This window comes from Tritonibacter mobilis F1926 (genome assembly GCF_000376545.2).
GTDB lineage: Bacteria > Pseudomonadota > Alphaproteobacteria > Rhodobacterales > Rhodobacteraceae > Epibacterium > Epibacterium mobile.
The window spans coordinates 541,656-558,056 of record NZ_CP015230.1; the positions used below are offsets into that span (position 1 = coordinate 541,656).

The window sequence follows — 16,401 nt, forward strand, 5'->3', positions numbered from 1 at the left end:
ACACCGACGCGCTTCTCTATTGTGCCTGTGCAGCGTGAGTCAACAAGCGCCGTTCTCTGAGCATGGGCGGAAAACCACTTTTCGCGCGGTGCATTGTTGTATGCGGGGCAGGGGGGGGCTTATTCTTGGAGGAGGAGAAAATCCGCAGTTTCAGGCACAAAGGACGCCCTAGATGACAGAAGAGACCATCCAGTTGCTGACCCCGCAGGACTGCCTTGTGGCGGTTATGGTGGCTGTGTCGGCATCGGACGAGGACATTCGCACCGCTGAGCTGGTGAAGATCCAGAATGCGGTCAATATGCTGCCGATCTTTGCCGAATATGATGCGGATCGGATTGCAGCCGTCTCGCGCACGGTCTTTGACCTGTTTGAGCAGGAAGACGGGCTGGATGCGCTGTTTGGTTTGGTGCGAGATATCCTGCCCGAGCGCCTCACCGAGACCTGCTATGCGCTGGCCTGCGATGTGGCGGCGGCGGATGGCAAGCTGAACGAAGGTGAGCTGCGTTTGCTGGAAGAGATCCGCTATGAGCTGAATGTGGATCGGCTGCATGCGGCGGCGATTGAACGGGGCTCGCGCGCACGTCACATGGTCTGAGGCGTGTATGTGGGCGAGATGCGAGGCGCTGCCTCGCGCTCCGGGATATTTCTGGTTAGAAGAGATGTCTTATGGAACGAGAGGGGCGCGAGGGAGCGCCCCTTTTTTATGTGGGTTAGGAGCCGTAGACCTGCCCCCAGCGGTCCAGCAGGCTTTCTTGTAGTTTCTTGGCATGCGTGTTCCAGCTGCGCCCGCCGCGGGGGCGTTCGCGTTCGGCGCGGCTGATTTTGGTCCGGGCGCGCTGATCGGCGCTGAAGATCGCGAATGCCAGCTCATTGCCGTCCGGGGTGGTGATAAAACCGCCAAGGCCGGAGACGAAGTTTAGCGTGCCGGTCTTTGCTGCGATCTTGACCGGGTGGGTCTTTATGGGGCGGCCTTTGGCGTCGCTGAAATAATAGGGCTTTAGCAGCGGCTTTAGCGCGCCGGTGCGGCGCGAGGCGATCAACGCGCGCACCATATCGTCTGCGGTGAGGCGGGATTCTTCGCCAAGGCCAGAGTGATCCACCATCCGACAGCGCTGCATTCCAAGGTTGCTGCGCGCCCAATCGTTCATGATCTGAGCGGAGGATTTGAGGCTGGAGGGACGGCTGCCGCGATTGACGGTTGCGGTCATGCCGATCATTTCGGCCATCAAGTTGTTGGAATATTTGAGCATCGCTTCCAGCAGGTCCGGCAGGGGTGCGCTTTGGATCTGTGCGATGACATTGCCGCCGGGCAGCGAGGCGGTCACTTTGGGGTTGGGCAGCGAGATGCCATTTGCGCGCGACAGCGTCTGAAAGACATCCCCTGCATAAAGCGCCGGGTTGCGTACCGGCAACCAGCGCGCGCCACCATTGCCGAGCGCCCCGCTGGCAACGGTCCAGTGATCGACGCCTGCCTTGTCCTGATAGCTGTAGACGGGCAAGTCACGACGGGCGAGCGCCATCTTGGAAGTATAGACATCGGGGCGGTATTTTTGAGTGCGGGCGTCCATGGTGATGGCCCAGCTGCCGCCTGCGCGTTTCCATTCAAAGTGAACCCGGTTGAAATTCAGGGCAATACCGCTCACCGAGGGGCTGTAGCCGATGTGGTCGGGCTGATCCGGGTCGATGGAGCGCACATAGGGCAGCATGTCGTCCCAGATCAACAGACGGCCAGAGATACCGCGTACCCCGGCGGCCTTCATCTGGGCTGCAAGATCGGCTAGCGCGTCGGTGTCGAGAGTGGGATCACCCCCTCCGGCCAATACCAGATCGCCTTGGATGATGCCGTTGCTGAGTGGACCTGTGGCAATCAGGCGCGTGCGGAAACGGTAGCCTGCGCCCAGCGAGTCGAGCGCATAGAGCGCGGTCAAAACCTTCGCGACGCTGGCGGGGGGGAGCGCGGCGTCGCCCCGCGCGCTTTCAAGTATCCGACCGGTGCGGGCATCTGCGACCACGCAGGCGCTTTCGCCCGAAAGCCCTGCACCTTTGAGGATGGCCTCCAGCCCGTCCGCACCGGGGGTGTAGGGGCTGACACCGCGTGCCTTGGGGCGCGGGGTGAGGCCGGGGGCGTTGGCGAGGGCCGGGCCGGTGGCGAGACCTGCGAGGGCGGTGCTGAGGAAGCGACGACGTGAAATCATGGTGAACATTGTGAATCAAATTCCCAAGCCAAGGGCAAATGCTTTGAAGGTCATATCACCAAGAAGTTTTTGTGACGTGGCACGTCGGTTGCGCCGGGCGTGGGTCATTCGGACCAGCCACCACGTTTGCGGATCTCGGTGGATGAGGCGTCGATCATTGGGACATTGAGAAAACACCAGGCAGGCGTATCAGCCCGCGCCAACCGCTGGCTCTGTGCGGCGGGAATGCGGTAGCGACTGTAGATGCGCGCGGCCGGAGACAGCCTGGCGGAAATGCGTTCGCCGGGGCGGGCCAGAACCCCCACTGGAACGCTGTCGAGGATTTCGCGCCAATCTTTCCAGCGGTGAAAATGAGCGAGGTTATCCGCCCCCATCAGCCAGACAAACCGCACGCGGGGGTAAGACTTGCGCAAGGCGCGTAGAGTTTGGGCGGTGTAGCGCGTGCCGAGGCGGGCTTCGATATCGCTGATGCGCACCTTTGGGTGGTCCATGATCTCGCGGGCCGCCTGCACGCGACGGGCCATGGACGCAGGCGGGTTTTCCTTCAGCGGGTTGCCGGGGGTCACCAGCCACCACAACTGATCCAGACCAAAGCGTTTCAGTGCCGCGCGCGAGATCTGCACATGACCTTCGTGGGGGGGATCAAAAGATCCACCCAATAGGCCCACGGTCATGCCGGGCGCGAGATAGGGATACGCATGTCTCATCATCGGATTGATGCGCAGATTTAGCAGGGGAAGGCAACGGCTTGCGCGGCACTCGGTTTGTTGTCGCGCAGGATCAGGGGCGGACAGGCGCGCATCTGATATGACCCAGCATGAGAAGTGGCACATCTATCACCGAAATGTGCGTTCAAGTTGGATGTCTAAATCCGCCCACGGCGACCGGGATTAGAAGTGTTCACTTGCGTCGAGGAGTGATCTCTCAGGTGTCAGCCAACTGCGGTTTCATGCGAGGAGTTTGACTCCCACTCGGACGAACGGTTGTGCAGAAAATGCGCAAGCAGCGTGACACTCAATGTGCTGAGGGCGCCGACGAAGGAATAGATAAGCAGGCAGATCAAGATCGACAGATCCAATGCGATATACCCGATGGAGGCGGTGATCAGCCCGGCAACCATGCCTAGGAGCAATCCAGCGAAAGCCATTGTTTGCGATCCTCCCTCAGTCAGTTTTCGACCCAAGATCAAGCCGAATTACGGTGCTTTGATGTTCAATCTTTAATTGATTTGTTCAAAGCCACTCATCCTAAACTAGCAGAATTGTATTGAGAAAAGGTTAACGCGACGGTGTTTGATGCTGTTTGAGCGGGATCGCGCCAGAAACAAAAAGGGCTTATTTCCACACCCGCACATCGCCGGATCATAAGCCACCTTAGGCATGGGCGATGGACCGGTCGTCGCGTTCCATTGTGTCCTCGCGCCGCGCGCGCAAAACTGTTGCAACAAAGAGCGTTAGCACCGTCACAAAGAGCCCTGTCGACATATATATAGCACAGCAGAGCCAAAAACTCACATCAAAAAACAGCCCTGCACTGAGCGCGGACAATGCCCCGCTTATAACCCCAAGGATGAGTGCTGCCACGATCATATTTGGTCTCCTGTTGCCTCGCCCGGCGTTCTGCGACTCTCCGCTTCTGCGGATACGGGCTGCATGTCTGGAAGAATTGTAGATAAATGTGGTCAGAATATGGTCAGTGACGTTACGGCAAGGCGCGCGATGACTTGCCCGCTTGCGCACCTGCACGGCAGCGATTGCTCCTGCCCGTCGCACGCGCTATCACAGCGGCCAAACTCTTTCCCCTAATGACGGAGCAATCCCATGGCCTCCTACCAGTACGTTTACCACATGCAGGGCGTCTCCAAGACCTACCCGGGTGGCAAGAAATGCTTTGAAAACATCCATCTGTCCTTCCTGCCCGGCGTGAAAATCGGTGTTGTCGGCGTCAACGGTGCCGGTAAATCGACCCTGATGAAGATCATGGCCGGTATGGATACGGACTTCACCGGTGAGGCCTGGTCGGCTGAGGGGGCCAAGGTTGGCTACCTGCCGCAGGAGCCGCAGCTCGACGAGAGCCTCACCGTGCGTGAAAACGTCATGTTGGGCGTGGCCGAGAAAAAGGCCAAGGTCGACCGCTTCAACCAGATCGCGGTTGAAATGGCTGAAAATTACACCGACGAGCTGATGGAAGAGATGACCGCGCTGCAAGACGCCATCGATTCCGAGAACCTCTGGGATCTCGACAGTCAGGTGGATGTCTCCATGGAGGCGCTGCGCTGCCCGCCGGATGATGCGGCGATCAAAGATCTCTCGGGCGGTGAAAAACGCCGCGTGGCGCTGTGTAAACTGCTGCTCGAAGCGCCCGATATGCTGCTGCTCGACGAACCGACCAACCACCTGGACGCGGAAACCATCGCCTGGCTGCAACAGCACCTGATCGACTACAAGGGCACCATCCTCTGCGTGACCCACGACCGTTACTTCCTCGATGACATCACCGGCTGGATTCTGGAACTCGACCGGGGGCGCGGCATTCCTTACGAGGGCAACTACTCGAGCTGGCTGGAGCAGAAATCCAAGCGTTTGCAGCAAGAAGCCCGCGAGGACAAAGCCAAGCAGAAAACGCTGGAGCGCGAACTCGAATGGATGCGGCAGGGTCAAAAAGCCCGTCAGGCCAAATCCAAGGCCCGTATCGCCGCCTATAACGAGATGGCCAACACCTCCGAGCGGGAAAAGGTCGGGCGCGCCCAGATCGTCATCCCCAATGGCCCGCGTCTGGGTGGCAAGGTGATCGAGGTCGAAAACCTCGGCAAACACTATGGCGACAAGCAGCTGGTCGAAGGGCTGTCCTTCTCGCTGCCGCCCGGTGGCATTGTCGGCGTGATCGGCCCCAACGGTGCTGGTAAATCGACGCTGTTTAAGATGCTCACCGGTCAGGAGCAGCCCGACGAGGGCTCCGTCACTTATGGCGACACGGTGAAGCTCTCGTACGTTGACCAATCCCGCGACGACCTCAACGACAATGACACCGTCTGGGAAGCGATTTCCGGCGGCGCCGAGATTATTGAGCTGGGCGATGCGCAGGTCAATTCGCGCGCCTATTGTTCCTCGTTCAACTTCAAGGGCGGCGATCAGCAGAAGAAGCTGAACCTCCTCTCTGGGGGTGAGCGTAACCGCGTCCACATGGCGCGCCTTTTGAAGGAAGGCGGCAACGTGCTGCTGCTCGACGAGCCGACCAACGACCTCGACGTGGAAACCCTGCGTGCGCTTGAGGATGCGCTGGTCGATTTTGCCGGCTGCGCCGTGGTGATCTCGCACGACCGTTTCTTCCTCGACCGGATCTGTACCCACATCCTCGCCTTTGAAGGTGACGCGCATGTGGAGTGGTTCGAGGGCAACTTCGAAGACTATGAGGAAGACAAGAAACGTCGTCTGGGACCGGACGCATTGGAGCCCAAGCGCCTGAAGCACAAGAAGTTTGTGCGGTGAGGCTTGATGGATTGGCATCAGGTTAGACAACTGGAGGAAGATCTGAAGAAAGTTCGGATCTTCCTTTTTGAAGTTGCTAGAAAACAGCCAGAAATCGAATTGTGGGGGTTGGGACTTGTCAATCGGATAGTGGGAGCAGATGAAGCGCTTGCACTCCTGAGGACTATTGAGACTAGATTGTCAGATTTCCAAAGTTCCGTGCGCTATGCTGCTCCAGAGATATTTCAGAAAGTTTCGGAGCTTCTTGATAATAGCCCATTGTATCACCGGGCGGCTGAATTCAGCGTATCAATCGAGCTTGAGAAACATAGCAAGCATCCGAGCATAGTCCTCCCTGCCGCAATTCAAGCTATTTTTAGATATCTCAATATTCGACGCGAAAGAATTTTGGATAACGACGAGGGAGTTCCGCTTCGCAAGATTATCGTTGATTTGGACAGGTTGCTTTCATTGGTAAGTTTAGGACATGTTGACAAAAGGGATTCACACTGGGGCTTCGACGTGTTTCAAGCTGGTATCTGCTATGGAGATCAGCTTGCCCCGAAACCTGATGAGCGACGACGAGTGGTCGCTGTTTGAATACTTCATTCTTGCGATCCGAGCCCGGAATGGGCGCAAGCCTACCAACCATCGCCTTGTACTGGATGGGATATTCTGGATTGCACGCACCGGATCACCTTGGCGAGATTTGCCCGAAGAGTTTGGCAAATGGTCCAGTGTTTACCGCCAATTCCGGCGCTGGACGTTGGCTGGGCTGTGGGAGGACATACTCGAAGCCTTGAACCAAAGCGGGGCCGTTCCAAACGCTCTCCAAATGATCGACAGCACTGTTATTCGCGCGCATCATCAAGCAGCGGGCGCAAAAGGGGGACTCCGAGACAGGGTTTTGGCCGTTCAAGAGGTGGCTTCACGACCAAGATCCACCTCCGCGTCAACGCGCACGGGTTGCCCATGAGAACAGACATCACACCGGGGCAAACTTCGGACTACCTTGGTTTTGATCTCGTCATGTCTGATAATCTGCCTGAGCCGAAAGTGCTACTGGCAGATCGGGGCTATGATGCTGATCGCATTCGGAAAAACATGAATGAACGTGATATCCTGACCCAAATTCCGATGCGAAAGACCCGCAAGATGCGCGTCGGCGTGGATCATGGGCTGTATCGATTGAGAAACCTGGTCGAACGGTGTTTCAATAAGCTCAAGAACGCCCGCCGCGTTGCTACCCGGTATGACAAAACTGCAGAAAGTTACCTCGGGTTCATCGACATCACATCCATCCGGCTCTGGGTGCGCCATTTGTCAACATGACCTAGCAGAAAAATACTTCTGGAGACGGTTGGAAGAGGATCGAGAGGTGCTCAAACCGTCCGGTGTTGATTTGACAGTTATCGGCAATTATGTCGAACGTGCAATATTTCTGATTTCCAACGACAGTCGTTTGAATAGCGACGATCGTGAGAGGATCGAAGAATACCTTTTGTCCGCGCAAGCCGAACTTGTCAAAGACGATCCTTCGTGGAGAAAAATAATTGGAGCGCTTGTTATCGTTTCAACTATTTTGGGAGGCCTTGCCGTTGCACCCGAAGCTGTTGAAAATGTGAATGCGGCGGTGAGGTACCTACTCGGAACGACATTTGATGGGGGACCTTCAAGTCCACCCGAAAGCTTACCTTCTTTTTCTATGACAGTAGAAACATAAGGCCCGTGCCTGACCTTGGGGAGGTGCGAAAGCGCCTTCCCGGGGGGAAGGTCAGGCGCGGGCCGTGCGGCTTTGCCTTACGGCCCCGGATAGTCTCGTATGTTTCGCCCCAGCCCCTCACGGCTCCAACTGAACAACCGGCCCCCCTGCGGCCTCGGCGTCTGCGGCGTCATGTGTCACCATCAGCACCGGCAGCGCGCGGTCGCGGGCGAAGGTGAACACCAGATCGCGCATCTGGCTGCGCAGGGTGGCGTCCAGTCGGGAAAACGGCTCGTCCAGCAACAATAGATCCGGCTCGGAGAGCAGCATTCGCATCAGCGCTACGCGGGCTTTCTGACCACCCGAGAGCGTCTCCGGGTCGCGGTCGTGAAAGCCTTCAAGGCCGATCTCTGCCAGTGCGTCTTTGATGCGCGTGCGACGGGCGCGGCCTCGGACCTGCGGCGCGAGGCCAAAGGCGAGGTTGGCCCCGACGCTCAGGTGCGGGAACAGCAGGTGATCCTGAAACAGGATGCCGACACGGCGCGCCTGTGGGGGCAGGGGGCAGAGGTCGCGGCCATTCAGGAGGATCTCGCCCTCAAGGCTGAAATCCGCGCTCATCTGCCCGGTGATCGCCGCGAGCAGAGTGGATTTGCCCACGCCTGATGGTCCCATCACGCTCAGGATGGTGGCGGGGGGCACGGTGAGGTCGAGTTCCAGCAAGGGGCGGTTGCCGTGTTTGATGCGCAGGGCGCGCAGTCTCAGGCTCTCAGCCATGTTGCAGTCCTCTCCGGTTGCGCCAGACGATCAGCGGCAGGGTCAGCGCGAGCACAAATGGCAATAGTGCCGCCGCCGTTTGCAACAGCCCGTATAGGCCAATGGCACGGCGGTCGCCACCAGCAGCAAGGGCGACGGCCTCGGTGGTGAGAGTCTGGATGCGCCCGCCGCCCACCAAGAGCGTCGGCAGATATTGCCCGACCGAGACCGCCATACCCACCGCCAGCGCAGTCATCACCGGGGCCAAGAGCATCGGCAGCCGCAGGGTCAGGAAAATACGGCTCGGAGAGGCCCCCATCGCCGCGCCCACCGCACCAAGGCGCGCATCCCACGCCTTGTAGGGGCCTTCGAGGGACAGGCGCAGATAGGGCAGCACAAAGACCAGATGCGCGAGCATCACCGCCCAGAGCGTGCGGTCGATGCCAAAGCCCAGCAAAAGCGTCTGCATGCCCGGCAGGAAGGCGGTCTGTGGCACCAAAAGCGGCAAATACAACAGCCAAAGCCCCTTGCGCGTGAGGCGCAGATTGCGGCGCTCTTCGGTTTCAAGACACCCCAGCGTCAGGATCAGCCCGGCAAGGGTCGCGGCAAGGGCAATGGCAAAGGTTGTCGTGAGCGTCTCTAGCGCGGCGGGGCCGTTGCGCTGCCAACTGCGCAGGCTAAAGCCGTCGGGGAGAACGTCGGGAAAGCTCCATCTGGCGGCAAAAGACCAGACCAGCAACCCCGCAAGCCCGGCCAGAACCAGCCCCACACAGAGCAAAGACGTTATCAGACCAAATGCGCGCCAGAGGCCATCCCGCGACAGGCGCGGCCCGCGGTAGATCAGACGTCGGCCCAGTGCGGCAAGCGCACGTTCCCCCCCGTGCCAGAGCAGAAGCGCGCCAATGACCAGTGCCAGTTGCAGCAATGCCGCCGCCGAGGCGAGCGTGCGCAGCGTAAGGTCCGGCTCTCCCATCCAGCGCACGATCTGTACGGACAGCGGCGGCGGCGTGTTGGGCCCAATGATCACCGCCACATCGACCACCGACATGGAGTAGGCAAGCACCACATAGACCGGCAGACGAATGCGAGCATAAAGCGCGGGCAGCACGCCAAATATCCATGCGGCCATGCGCCCATATCCAAGCGCCATGGCAACGCGCAGGCGGCCTTGGGTGTCGATCTGGCTAAGGGCCGCGAGGCTGATCAGCAGCAGGAATGGCACCTCCTTGACCACCAGCCCCAGCGTCATCGCTAGGCCCATCGGGTCCTGCACCAACAACACATCGGGCGGGCGCTGCCAGCCCGTGAGCCACGGGCTGAGCGCGCGAGAAATCCAGCCCGAAGGTTGGATCAGGAACATCAGCCCAAAGGCGGCGGCGGCATGCGGTACCGACAAAAGCGGCGACAACAGCCGCAGGACCGCACGAAAGGGACGCGTACCGGACCAACCTGCGAGCAGCAGCAGCGTGATCGCCAGCGAAAGAAATGTGGCAAGCCCGCCCGTTACAAGGCTGAGACGCACCGAGGCCGACAGCCCCGGCCATTCCCACAGCGTCTGAAACGGCGTCAGCGACGGCCCCTGCAGCCCCGCCACCGGCAGATGTCCGAAGGCCGCGCTAATGGTGCCCCACAGCCCGGCCAGAACAGGCCCGATGAGAACCAATATGGTCAGCAGCGGCAGGACCGGGGGCAGGGCAAGGGAGGGGCGCACAGAGGTTGCGATCTAAGGCTCAGTTGCCAACGCCATAGCGGGCCACCCAATCCTCGGAAATCCGGGTCATCCAGCTCGGATGTGGTTCCGGCTGCACAGCGCCGAGTTCCTCTGGCGAAAGCGTCGCAATTCCCAGATCCAGCGTGCGGAAGGCGGCGCGATCCTGAACCGGCAAGGCGTTCATATCAAGCACGGTGCCATAGCCCAGCACCTCGGGGTCTTGGGCGCGCAACTGGGCCTCCGGCGACATCAGGAAGTTTGCCACCACCATGGATGCAGCCTTGGAACCTGAATTATAAGGGATCGCCACGAAGGACGCATTGCCGATGGTGCCCTTGTCGAGCACGAAAGTGCGCACGCTTTCAGGCAGTTGATAATTGGCGATTGCGGTACTGGCCTCGCCGGGGCTGAAGGAAATCGCGAGATCAATCTCATCATCGTTCATCAGTTGCAGTTGGCGCGGGCCGGTGGGTGGGTAGGCGCGTCCCTCACGCCACAACAGCGGCGTCAGCTCCTCAATGAAAGCCCACAGCGGCGCAGTCACCTCGACATAATTGTCTTCATTGACGGGCTCAGAGAGCGCCTTGGGGTTGTCGCTCAGGTCGACCAGTGCCTGTTTCAGGAAAGTGGTGCCGAGGAAATCCGGCGGCTGCGGATAGGTGAAGCGGCCGGGGTGTTTGCGGGCCCAGTCCAAGAGCGCATCCATAGAGCCTAAGCGTTCGGGCAGGTCTTTGGTGTCATGCATAAACACCACCTGCGCCATCGCCCATGGGGACTCATAGCCCTCGGTCGGGACGGTAAAATCATGCGTCAGGGTGCTGTTCTCCGTGTTGGCATACTGCCAGTTCGGCAGCGCCTCGGCGAAGGGGCCAAACAGCAGATCGGCGTCTTTCATGGAGGCGAAATTGGCGCCGTTGATCCAGATCAGGTCCACCGCACCATCCTCGTCCTGACCTGCGGATTTCTCTGTCAGCACCCGCGTCACCGCATCGGCAGTGTTTTCCAGTTTCACATGAGTGAGCGTGATGTCGTAGTCGTCCGCGAGCCGTTCCCCGACCCATGCGATAAAATCATTGGTCGCGGTGGAGCCTCCCCACGCATGCCAATGCACGGTCTGACCCTGCGCTTCCTCCAGCACAGTGGGCCAGTCCGCCGGATCGGGAGAGGCCCACGCCGAAAGCGGCGCGAGGGCAAGGGCAAGAGACAACATGCGTTTCATGGCGATCCTCGTTCTGGGACAAATCATGGGTGCAGTATAGGCCGCATATGTGCGGCGATACTTCTGCAATCTCCCTCTGATTGCGCGATCCGCGCCGCCGCGTCCATGGGCATGACGAAAATGTGACGCTTGGTGTGGTGACGGGTGGGCGGATGCTTGCACGGTCAGGGTCCTGCGGGTATGCACAGGCCCATACTCGCATGGTACTATGCGAGGCGTGACCGGACGCGAGCGCTCTTCCACAACCGCGTCCGATTTTTCGGTGCCGTTACGATCTTCAGGCGGCCCGCGACCATACGAGGGGAAAACCCAGCCATGTCGCTCGATATTCCCGTGCTGCGCAGCGCATTGTCCCAGCACTACGATCTCACTCCGAACCCCGAACTCGCCGAGTCCATGTCTGATATCTATCAGCGCATGTCCCGCGTGGTGTCGCCCGTCGATTGGGTGCTCTATGCCCCATACGTCAAGGCGATCAATGAGCTGAAGGCCAAGCGCAACGCGGTGATCCTTGGCCATAACTACATGACGCCCGAGATTTTCCACGGCATTTCCGATTTTGTCGGCGACAGCCTGCAGCTGGCGATCAAGGCCACCGAAGTCGAGGCGGATGTGATCGTGCAATGCGGCGTGCATTTCATGGCCGAAACCTCCAAGATCCTGAGCCCTTCCAAAACGGTGTTGATGCCCGATATAGAAGCAGGCTGCAGCCTTGCGGAATCGATCACCGCCGAAGGGGTCGAGGAGATGCGCCGCCGGTATCCCGGTGCGCCGGTGGTATCCTATGTGAACACCACTGCCGAGGTGAAAGCGGCCTCTGACATTTGCTGCACCTCCTCCAACGCGGCGCAGATCGTCGGCGCGATGGAGAGCGACACGGTCATCATGACGCCGGATCAATATCTGGCGCAGAACGTGGCCCGCGATGTGCCGCATAAGAACGTGGTCTGGTGGGAAGGCTCCTGCATCGTGCACGAGCAATACTCTGCCCAGGATCTGCGCGATTTCCGCGAATGGAACCCCGGCACCCGGCTGATCGCCCACCCGGAATGCCCGCCGGATGTGGTGGCGGAGGCCGATTTCTCCGGCTCCACCAGCGGTATCTTGAAATATGTGACCGATGAAAAACCGGAAAAGGCGCTGCTGATTACCGAATGCTCGATGGCGTCCAATATCGCGGATGAGCTTCCCGAGGTCGAGTTTGTCGGCCCCTGCAACATGTGCCCCTATATGAAGAAGATCACGCTGGAAAAGGTCCTGTGGTCGCTGCACTCCATGGAAGGTCAGGTTGAGGTTGAGGCCGAGATGGCCGAAAAAGCCCGTCACGCGGTGCAGGCGATGATCGACCTGTCGCGCAAGCTGGGCATCTAAGCGCCGTATGGAAAGCTCTCAGGACATCCAGAGCAACCGCATCGTCATCATCGGCGCCGGGCTGGGGGCGCTTTACGCGGCATTGACGCTGGCACCGCGTCCGGTGGTGATGATCTCGCCTGATCCGTTGGGGCAGGGGGCAAGCTCGGCCTGGGCGCAGGGCGGCGTGGCGGCGGCGATGGATGCGGGCGACAGTCCCGAGGCGCATGCCATTGATACCACCCGCGCCGGTGCTGGCACTGTGGATGCCGAGGTCGCCGCATTGGTCACCCGCGAGGCACGCGAGCATATCCTTGACCTCACCACGCTTGGCGCGCCCTTTGATCGTACCGAGGACGGCGGCTATGTGATGTCGCGCGAGGCGGCGCATAGTTTTGCCCGCGTGGTGCGGGTCAAGGGCGATCAGGCCGGGGCCGAGATCATGCGCGCCCTCATCGAACGGGTCCGCGCGACGCCCTCGATCCAGGTGATCGAAGGGGTGCTGGCCGAAGGGCTGGAGGTTCGCGATGGCACCGTTAGCGGCGTGCGCTTGACCTCTTCAGCGCCAGAAGGATCAGCTGCGGTGCTACTGCGCGGCAGTGCTGTCTTGATGGCTGGCGGCGGCAGCGCCGGGCTTTATGCGATCACCACCAACCCTCCACGCATCCGAGGGCAGGCGCTTGGTATGGCCGCCCGCGCCGGTGCCGAGATTGCCGATGCGGAATTCGTACAGTTCCACCCCACGGCGATGGATGTGGGCGAGGACCCGGCCCCGCTGGCCACCGAGGCGTTGCGCGGTGAGGGCGCGATCCTTGTGAATGCCGCCGGCGCGCGGTTCATGCTGGACGAACATCCCGACGCGGAGCTTGCGCCGCGCGATGTGGTCGCGCGGGCGATCTTTGCGCAGTCGCAGGCGGGCAAGCGCCCACTTCTGGATACGCGGGCTGCAATCGGCGCGGACATCACCACGCTGTTCCCGGCGGTCAGCAGTGCCTGCGCGCGCAATGGCATCGACCCCACGCAGGAGCCGATCCCGGTGGCCGCCGCCGCGCATTACCATATGGGCGGAATTGCCACCGATCTGGACGGGCGCAGCTCGCTTGCGGGGCTTTGGGCCTGTGGCGAATGTGCCTCGACGGGGCTGCATGGCGCCAATCGTCTGGCCTCCAATGGTCTCTTGGAGGCGCTGGTCTATGCCCGTCGCGCGGCGGAAGATATTGCACAGAAGCTTAGCGCACTCCGCGAGGCTGCGCCGGTTGATCTTGAGTTGCCCCCCGGCGGCGCGGGGGCTGATCCCGCGCTTGTGGCATCCCTGCGTCAATGCATGACCCGCAATGTTGGTGTTGTGCGCAACGCTGATGGGCTGCGCACAGCACTGCGCGAGATTGCGGCCCTTTGCGCCAAACAACCCACCTGCGAGAGCTTTCAAAACATCTGCACCGCCGCCACCATGATCGCCGCCGCCGCATTGCTGCGCGAAGAAAGCCGTGGCGCGCATGAGCGGTCCGATTTCCCCGAAACCTTGCCTGCTCTCGCGCACCGCTCCCGTCTGACCTGGGATGCGGCCAAGACGCTGCGCGACAGCTTGCTTGAAGCGCCTTTACCCCAGCCGGAGACCCCATGAGTTTTGCCACTTTGCCTGACCTGATCCTCGACCCCCTGGTCAAATCCGCCCTGATGGAGGACCTCGGCTCTTATGGCGATGTGACCACCCGCGCGGTGATCCCGGACGATGTGACCTATTCCGCACGCCTGCGCGCCCGCGAGGAGGCCGTGGTCTCTGGCATGCAGGTAGCGGCACTTGCGTTCCGGCTGGTCGATGCCAACCTGCGGGTGAACACCCTCGTTGCAGATGGGGCCGCCTGTCAGCCCGGCGATGTGCTGATGGAGATCGAGGGCAAAGCAGCCTCGATCCTGATGGGCGAACGGGTGGCGCTGAACTTTGCCGGTCGCTTGACTGGAATCGCCACCCTGACAGCAGCCATGGTGGCTGAGACGCGCGGCACCGAGGCGCGCATCACCTGCACTCGCAAAACCACGCCTGGCCTGCGCATGGTGGAAAAGCTCGCAGTGTTGCATGGCGGTGGGTTCAATCACCGCTATTCGCTCTCGGATGCGATCCTCATCAAGGACAACCATATCGCGGCTGCGGGCGGTATCCGCGCGGTGCTGGACGCCACCAAGGCGCATGCCAGCCATATGATGGCGGTGGAAATCGAAGTGGACACGCTGGATCAGCTGCGTGAGGTCCTAGAGGTCGGCGGTGCTTCCGTGGTGCTCTTGGACAATATGACGCCGGATCAGCTGCGCGAGGCAGTCCAGATCAACGCCGGACGTCTGGCGCTGGAGGCCAGCGGCAACGTCAAACGCGACACGGTGGCGGCGATTGCGGCCACAGGCGTGGACTATATCTCCTCGGGGGCGCTGACGCATTCGGCGCGCACAGTCGATTTTGGCTTAGATTTTTAAGCGCTCAGCCCACAGCCTTTGCTGGATGATAACGCCTGAAGGACGGGGTCCGCGCGCAGCCGGTCGCGGGCAAAATCGATAAAGCTGCGTACCTTTGCCGGTGCGCGCCGCCCCTCTGCATGGACCAAATGGATCGGCATGCTGTCTGGCTCAAACTCCTCCAGTAGGCAGGCGAGATGTCCCGCAGCCACATCGCGTCCGGCCTGATAGGACAGCATCCGGCAGATGCCCCAGCCTGCGCGTGCAGCGTCCAGCCCGGCCGCAACGGTACTGACACAGAGCTGCGGCGTGATGCGCACGGCGTCTTGTTGGTCGGTGCCAAACCTCCACTCCGTCGCGGAAGAGACCGCGTTGATCGCCACGATGCGATGCGCAGCAAGGTCTGCCGGAATCACTGGCGTGCCGTATCTCTCAAGGTAGGAGGGCGCAGCACAGACCACCCGGCGCACCGCGCCAACTTTGACCGCTGACAGCGTTGAGGACGGCAGATGCCCGATCCGCAGGGCCACGTCAAAGCCCTCTTCGACGATATTCACCACCCGGTCCAATAGTACCAGCTCGGCCCGCATCTCCGGGTATTGATCGAGATAGTCCAGCAGGATCGGCAGGATATATATCCGCCCGAACTCATTGGGGCAGGTCAGCCGCAGCAGTCCCACCGGCGCGCTGGCTGCCCCGCGCGCCGCATCATCGGCGGCCTGCAAGGAAGTCAGGATATGGCGCACATCGTCCAGATAGCGCCGTCCCACATCGGTCAGGTGCAGGCGCCGGGTGGTGCGGGTAAAAAGCCGCGCACCCAGTTGCGCCTCCAAGCCGTTGATCGCCCGTGTGGCCGATGGCGCACTCAGGCCCACCCGGCGGGCCCCGGCGGCAAAGCCCTCTTCCTCCGCCACGGCGACAAACACCTGCATGCTTTGAACGCGGTCCATGGATTTTGTCCTGATTGCTATCGAAATCTGAAATTATCTCTTTCTTTCATGTCGTATTATTTTACACAACGGGGTGATTTATCTCTGTCACCAGAGGCGCTGACCACCGCGCCACAACTGGAGATCAAAATGACCCTCACGCCCCGCCCACCGCTGCCGCCCTTCACCCGTGAAAGCGCAATCGAGAAAGTACGCCTTGCCGAGGACGGCTGGAACAGCCGGGACGCCGCCAAGGTGACGCTGGCCTATACGCACAATAGCCGCTGGCGCAACCGCGCTGAGTTTCCCGTCGGCCGGACCGAGATCGAGGCCTTTCTGACCCGAAAATGGGCGCGCGAGCTGGAGTATCGGCTGATCAAGGAGCTTTGGGCCTTTGACGACAACCGGATCGCGGTGCGCTACGCTTATGAATATCGCGACGACAGCGGCCATTGGTACCGCGCCTATGGCAACGAAAACTGGCAGTTTGACGAGAACGGTCTGATGGAAGAACGCCATGCCTCCATCAACGAACATCCCATCACCGAAGCAGATCGCAAGTTCCACTGGCCGCTGGGACGTCGCCCTGACGACCACCCGAGCCTGAGCGATCTTGGCCTTTGACCT

The 16,401-nt window shown here is 60.7% G+C and carries 16 protein-coding genes and 1 pseudogene; 9 read left to right on the top strand and 8 right to left on the bottom strand.

Features of this window, described 5'->3' with window-relative positions:
* Nucleotides 1–172 precede the first annotated feature (172 nt).
* The gene (locus K529_RS02555; protein WP_005635429.1) at nt 173–595 is read left to right on the top strand and encodes a tellurite resistance TerB family protein; all 423 of its coding nucleotides are present in this window, start codon (nt 173–175) and stop codon (nt 593–595) included.
* A gap of 115 nt (nt 596–710) precedes the next feature.
* Here K529_RS02555 and dacB read toward each other — a convergent pair whose 3' ends face one another.
* The 4 genes from dacB to K529_RS02575 form a co-directional block, all read right to left on the bottom strand.
* Nucleotides 711–2,195: a D-alanyl-D-alanine carboxypeptidase/D-alanyl-D-alanine endopeptidase gene (dacB, locus tag K529_RS02560; protein WP_046002832.1), complete on the bottom strand. Its 1,485-nt coding sequence runs from the start codon at nt 2,193–2,195 to the stop codon at nt 711–713.
* A 104-nt stretch (nt 2,196–2,299) separates the two neighbouring features.
* On the bottom strand, nt 2,300–2,902 hold the full coding sequence (locus tag K529_RS02565) for a nicotinate-nucleotide adenylyltransferase (protein WP_080929641.1): 603 nt from the start codon (nt 2,900–2,902) through the stop codon (nt 2,300–2,302).
* A gap of 224 nt (nt 2,903–3,126) precedes the next feature.
* On the bottom strand, nt 3,127–3,342 hold the full coding sequence (locus tag K529_RS02570) for a hypothetical protein (protein WP_005622033.1): 216 nt from the start codon (nt 3,340–3,342) through the stop codon (nt 3,127–3,129).
* 226 nt (nt 3,343–3,568) lie between these two features.
* Nucleotides 3,569–3,784: a hypothetical protein gene (locus K529_RS02575; RefSeq protein WP_005622035.1), complete on the bottom strand. Its 216-nt coding sequence runs from the start codon at nt 3,782–3,784 to the stop codon at nt 3,569–3,571.
* Between the two features lie 231 nt (nt 3,785–4,015).
* Here K529_RS02575 and ettA point away from each other — a divergent pair, with 231 nt between their 5' ends.
* The 4 genes and pseudogenes from ettA (at nt 4,016) to K529_RS23405 (ending at nt 7,385) form a co-directional block, all read left to right on the top strand.
* Nucleotides 4,016–5,683, top strand: a complete 1,668-nt coding sequence (ettA, locus tag K529_RS02580; protein WP_005622036.1) for an energy-dependent translational throttle protein EttA — start codon at nt 4,016–4,018, stop codon at nt 5,681–5,683.
* A gap of 6 nt (nt 5,684–5,689) precedes the next feature.
* Nucleotides 5,690–6,262: a hypothetical protein gene (locus tag K529_RS02585; protein WP_065317468.1), complete on the top strand. Its 573-nt coding sequence runs from the start codon at nt 5,690–5,692 to the stop codon at nt 6,260–6,262.
* Nucleotides 6,234–6,994, top strand: a pseudogene (locus K529_RS22985) (IS5 family transposase). The gene K529_RS02585 and the pseudogene K529_RS22985 overlap by 29 nt, the downstream one beginning before the upstream one ends.
* Before the next feature lie 46 nt (nt 6,995–7,040).
* A complete protein-coding gene (locus K529_RS23405; RefSeq protein WP_131664987.1) occupies nt 7,041–7,385 on the top strand; it encodes a hypothetical protein in 345 nt (114 codons plus the stop codon).
* Nucleotides 7,386–7,502: 117 nt separating this feature from the next.
* Here K529_RS23405 and K529_RS02595 read toward each other — a convergent pair whose 3' ends face one another.
* The 3 genes from K529_RS02595 to K529_RS02605 are packed head-to-tail and all read right to left on the bottom strand — an operon-like array spanning nt 7,503 to nt 11,047.
* Nucleotides 7,503–8,138 carry an ATP-binding cassette domain-containing protein gene (locus K529_RS02595; protein ID WP_046002371.1) on the bottom strand — a complete coding sequence of 212 codons (636 nt, stop codon included), beginning with the start codon at nt 8,136–8,138 and terminating at the stop codon, nt 7,503–7,505.
* Nucleotides 8,131–9,828 carry an ABC transporter permease gene (locus tag K529_RS02600; RefSeq protein ID WP_046002372.1) on the bottom strand — a complete coding sequence of 566 codons (1,698 nt, stop codon included), beginning with the start codon at nt 9,826–9,828 and terminating at the stop codon, nt 8,131–8,133. The genes K529_RS02595 and K529_RS02600 overlap by 8 nt, the downstream gene beginning before the upstream one ends.
* A gap of 19 nt (nt 9,829–9,847) precedes the next feature.
* Complete coding sequence (locus tag K529_RS02605) at nt 9,848–11,047, bottom strand: ABC transporter substrate-binding protein (protein WP_005655308.1); 1,200 nt, start codon at nt 11,045–11,047, stop codon at nt 9,848–9,850.
* Nucleotides 11,048–11,362: 315 nt separating this feature from the next.
* On the opposite strand from K529_RS02605, the gene nadA reads away from it, so the two are divergent.
* From nadA to nadC, 3 genes are read left to right on the top strand one after another with little or no spacing between them, the layout of a single operon-like run.
* Nucleotides 11,363–12,418 carry a quinolinate synthase NadA gene (gene nadA, locus K529_RS02610; protein WP_005655310.1) on the top strand — a complete coding sequence of 352 codons (1,056 nt, stop codon included), beginning with the start codon at nt 11,363–11,365 and terminating at the stop codon, nt 12,416–12,418.
* A gap of 7 nt (nt 12,419–12,425) precedes the next feature.
* The gene (locus K529_RS02615) at nt 12,426–14,021 is read left to right on the top strand and encodes an L-aspartate oxidase (protein ID WP_046002373.1); all 1,596 of its coding nucleotides are present in this window, start codon (nt 12,426–12,428) and stop codon (nt 14,019–14,021) included.
* Entirely contained in the window at nt 14,018–14,866 is an 849-nt protein-coding gene (gene nadC / locus K529_RS02620) for a carboxylating nicotinate-nucleotide diphosphorylase (protein ID WP_005654312.1), read from the top strand. The genes K529_RS02615 and nadC overlap by 4 nt, the downstream gene beginning before the upstream one ends.
* On the opposite strand, the gene K529_RS02625 is transcribed toward nadC, so the two are convergent.
* A complete protein-coding gene (locus K529_RS02625; RefSeq protein ID WP_046002374.1) occupies nt 14,863–15,795 on the bottom strand; it encodes a LysR family transcriptional regulator in 933 nt (310 codons plus the stop codon). The genes nadC and K529_RS02625 overlap by 4 nt on opposite strands.
* Nucleotides 15,796–15,924: 129 nt before the next feature.
* Between K529_RS02625 and K529_RS02630 the strand changes: the two genes are divergently transcribed.
* Entirely contained in the window at nt 15,925–16,398 is a 474-nt protein-coding gene (locus tag K529_RS02630; RefSeq protein WP_005664909.1) for a nuclear transport factor 2 family protein, read from the top strand.
* The last annotated feature ends 3 nt before the right edge of the window (nt 16,399–16,401 follow it).

Coding starts and splice junctions, on each gene's coding strand:
- K529_RS02570 (WP_005622033.1), bottom strand. CDS start 3,342: ATGGCTTTCGCTGGATTGCTCCTAGGCATGGTTGCCGGGCTGATCACC.
- K529_RS02565 (WP_080929641.1), bottom strand. CDS start 2,902: ATGAGACATGCGTATCCCTATCTCGCGCCCGGCATGACCGTGGGCCTA.
- dacB (WP_046002832.1), bottom strand. CDS start 2,195: ATGATTTCACGTCGTCGCTTCCTCAGCACCGCCCTCGCAGGTCTCGCC.
- K529_RS02575 (WP_005622035.1), bottom strand. CDS start 3,784: ATGATCGTGGCAGCACTCATCCTTGGGGTTATAAGCGGGGCATTGTCC.
- nadA (WP_005655310.1), top strand. CDS start 11,363: ATGTCGCTCGATATTCCCGTGCTGCGCAGCGCATTGTCCCAGCACTAC.
- nadC (WP_005654312.1), top strand. CDS start 14,018: ATGAGTTTTGCCACTTTGCCTGACCTGATCCTCGACCCCCTGGTCAAA.
- K529_RS02555 (WP_005635429.1), top strand. CDS start 173: ATGACAGAAGAGACCATCCAGTTGCTGACCCCGCAGGACTGCCTTGTG.
- K529_RS02630 (WP_005664909.1), top strand. CDS start 15,925: ATGACCCTCACGCCCCGCCCACCGCTGCCGCCCTTCACCCGTGAAAGC.
- K529_RS02585 (WP_065317468.1), top strand. CDS start 5,690: ATGGATTGGCATCAGGTTAGACAACTGGAGGAAGATCTGAAGAAAGTT.
- K529_RS02605 (WP_005655308.1), bottom strand. CDS start 11,047: ATGAAACGCATGTTGTCTCTTGCCCTTGCCCTCGCGCCGCTTTCGGCG.
- K529_RS02615 (WP_046002373.1), top strand. CDS start 12,426: ATGGAAAGCTCTCAGGACATCCAGAGCAACCGCATCGTCATCATCGGC.
- K529_RS02595 (WP_046002371.1), bottom strand. CDS start 8,138: ATGGCTGAGAGCCTGAGACTGCGCGCCCTGCGCATCAAACACGGCAAC.
- K529_RS02625 (WP_046002374.1), bottom strand. CDS start 15,795: ATGGACCGCGTTCAAAGCATGCAGGTGTTTGTCGCCGTGGCGGAGGAA.
- ettA (WP_005622036.1), top strand. CDS start 4,016: ATGGCCTCCTACCAGTACGTTTACCACATGCAGGGCGTCTCCAAGACC.